Raw genomic sequence first — 2,125 nt, forward strand, 5'->3', positions numbered from 1 at the left:
CGCTGGAGGCGGCGCTGGAAGGCGGCGCGGCCTTTGTCGGGGCGGTGGTGTTTGAAAAAAGCCCGCGCCACATTCCGCCGCTGCACGCCGCCACCCTGTTCGACCGGGCGCGGGGCAAGGCGAAGATCGTCGCGGTGCTGGTCGATCCGGACGACGCCCTGTTGACCGAGGTGGGACTGATCCTGCGGCCGGACCTGATCCAGCTGCATGGGCACGAGACGCCGCAGCGCGCCGCCGAGGTGCGGCGGCTGACCGGGGCGGGGATCATCAAGGCTCTGCCGATCCGCACCGAGGCCGACTTCGCGTCTGTGCCCGATTGGGCCGATGTGGCGGACCATCTGCTGTTCGACGCCAAGCCGCCTGAAGGCTCCAGCCTGCCCGGCGGGGTCGGGGCCTCGTTCGATTGGTCGTTGATGCAGAACCGCGCCCTGCCGGCACGCTGGTTCCTCGCAGGCGGGTTGGAGCCGCAAAATATCACCGAGGCCGTGCGGATTTCGGGGGCGCCCTTGGTCGATGTCTCCTCTGGCGTCGAAAGCGCGCCCGGTGTTAAGGACGCGGACTTGATCCACGCCTTCCTCGAGGCCGTATCCCGGTCCTGATTTCGTCGCCTTCTCGCGAAAGACTGCCGCTCGTGAACGCAATTCTCCCCAATACCTACGCCTGGCCCGACGCCGAGGGCCGCTTTGGTCCCTATGGCGGCCGCTTCGTGCCCGAAACCCTGATGCCTCTGATTCATGAGCTTCAGGCGGCCTATGAGGCGGCCAAGGCCGATCCGAGCTTCCAGGCGGAGCTGGACGATTTCCTGACCCACTATGTCGGTCGCGAAAGCCCGCTCTATTTCGCCGAGCGGCTGACCGATCATTTCGGCGGGGCGAAGATCTGGCTGAAGCGCGAGGACCTGAACCACACGGGCGCGCACAAGATCAACAACTGCATGGGCCAGATCCTGCTGGCGCGGCGCATGGGCAAGACGCGGATCATCGCCGAGACCGGCGCCGGTCAGCACGGCGTGGCCTCGGCCACCGTCTGCGCCCGCTTCGGCCTGCCCTGCACGGTCTATATGGGCGCGGTGGACGTCGAGCGGCAGCAGCCCAACGTCTTCCGCATGAAGCTGATGGGGGCCGAGGTCGCGGCCGTCACCGCCGGCGCGGCGACGCTGAAGGACGCCATGAACGAGGCGATGCGTGACTGGGTCACGAACGTCGAGGACACCTATTACATCATCGGCACGGCGGCGGGCCCGGCCCCCTATCCGGCCATGGTGCGCGACTTCCAGTCGGTGATCGGCCGCGAGATCAAGCGCCAGTCGCTGGACCGGATCGGGCGCCTGCCCGACGCCGTGGTGGCCTGCATCGGCGGCGGCTCCAACGCCATCGGCGCCTTCCACCCCTTCGTCGACGACGCCGAGGTGCGCCTGATCGGGGTCGAGGCGGCGGGCCACGGTCTGGACACCCCAGAACACGCCGCCAGCCTGAAGGGCGGCCGCCCCGGCGTGCTACACGGCAACCGCACCTATCTGTTGCAGGACGCCGACGGTCAGATTCTGGAGGGCCACTCCATTTCGGCCGGTCTGGACTATCCGGGCATCGGGCCGGAGCACGCCTGGCTGAACGACCTGGGTCGCGGGGAATACCTGTCGGCCACCGACGACGAGGCGCTGGACGCCTTCCAGATGCTGTCCAAGCTGGAGGGCATCATCCCCGCGCTGGAGCCTTCGCACGCCCTGGCGCGCATCGGCGAGATCGCCAAGGACGTGGGTCCGGGCGGCGACGTCGTCCTGGTCCTGTCGGGTCGAGGCGACAAGGACATCTTCACCGTGGCCAAGCATCTGGGCGTGGAGCTTTGAGCATGAACAGTCTTCTGATCGCGGCGCTCGCCGTCGCCGTTTCCCCGACCCTGACCATGGCCAAGACGCAAGCCGCGCCGGTCGCGGCGCAGGCCGAGGCGCCGGCGGCTGCCGCCGCCCCGTCCTTTGGACCCGGCGTCGCCGCGACCGGGGTGCCGGTCCTGGCGCCCGCCGTGGCCGCGCCCGACTGCGGCGGTCAGGTGCGCAGCCCGGCCTTCTGCGTCACCGCGCAACTGGATCAGGTCAGCGATCTGGCTGAAGCCTATCTGGCCCAGTTCG

2 protein-coding genes and 1 pseudogene are annotated in these 2,125 nt (G+C 68.8%); all 3 read left to right on the top strand.

The window, feature by feature from the left end; all coding sequences use genetic code 11:
• The first annotated feature begins 2 nt into the window (after window positions 1-2).
• The gene (locus HX774_RS18795) at window positions 3-599 is read left to right on the top strand and encodes a phosphoribosylanthranilate isomerase (protein ID WP_255500556.1); all 597 of its coding nucleotides are present in this window, start codon (window positions 3-5) and stop codon (window positions 597-599) included.
• Between the two features lie 32 nt (window positions 600-631).
• On the top strand, window positions 632-1,846 hold the full coding sequence (gene trpB, locus HX774_RS18800) for a tryptophan synthase subunit beta (protein WP_178828949.1): 1,215 nt from the start codon (window positions 632-634) through the stop codon (window positions 1,844-1,846).
• A 2-nt stretch (window positions 1,847-1,848) separates the two neighbouring features.
• A pseudogene (locus HX774_RS18805) lies at window positions 1,849-2,125 on the top strand (hypothetical protein); the annotation flags it as partial.

Source organism: Brevundimonas sp. P7753 (assembly GCF_013386595.1).
In the GTDB taxonomy this organism is placed as follows: domain Bacteria; phylum Pseudomonadota; class Alphaproteobacteria; order Caulobacterales; family Caulobacteraceae; genus Brevundimonas; species Brevundimonas bullata.